This window comes from Citrobacter sp. Cb004 (assembly GCF_030337065.1).
Taxonomy (GTDB): Bacteria; Pseudomonadota; Gammaproteobacteria; order Enterobacterales; family Enterobacteriaceae; genus Citrobacter; species Citrobacter braakii.
This window is the reverse complement of record NZ_JAOWCH010000001.1, coordinates 1-396: the sequence shown is the minus strand read 5'-3', so window position 1 is coordinate 396 and position 396 is coordinate 1. Positions and strand designations below refer to the sequence as shown.

At 54.8% G+C, this 396-nt stretch carries 1 protein-coding gene; it reads left to right on the top strand.

Annotated features, from left to right (window positions below; genetic code table 11):
- A partial coding sequence (locus OGV65_RS00005; protein WP_286454467.1) for a branched-chain amino acid transport system II carrier protein occupies positions 1–396 on the top strand: 396 nt, incomplete at both ends.

The window sequence follows — 396 nt, the reverse complement described above, 5'->3', positions numbered from 1 at the left end:
GTCGGTTTCTTCCTTTCGCCCATTAAAATTAGTGCCCTGATTTTTATCGGCATATGTGCCTGGTTACATCCGATTGGTGAGCTCACGACCGCCACAACCGCATATCAAACTCGCGCGTTCGATACAGGGTTCGTCAACGGTTATCAGACCCTGGATGTGATCAGTGCGTTGTGCTTCGGCGCCATTATCACCCACACGCTTAAACAGCGCGGGATCCACCATCCGCGGGGTATCTTCACCCATTCCATCGCCGCAGCCTTTATCGCCGCTGCAGGTCTGGCCGTGATTTATATCTGCTATCTGTCGATGGGGTCCCACAGCCCGGTGCGGGGCGCAACGAACGGTATGCAGGTGATGAGCGCCTATGTCGAGACTGTTTTTGGCGTTTATGGCCGG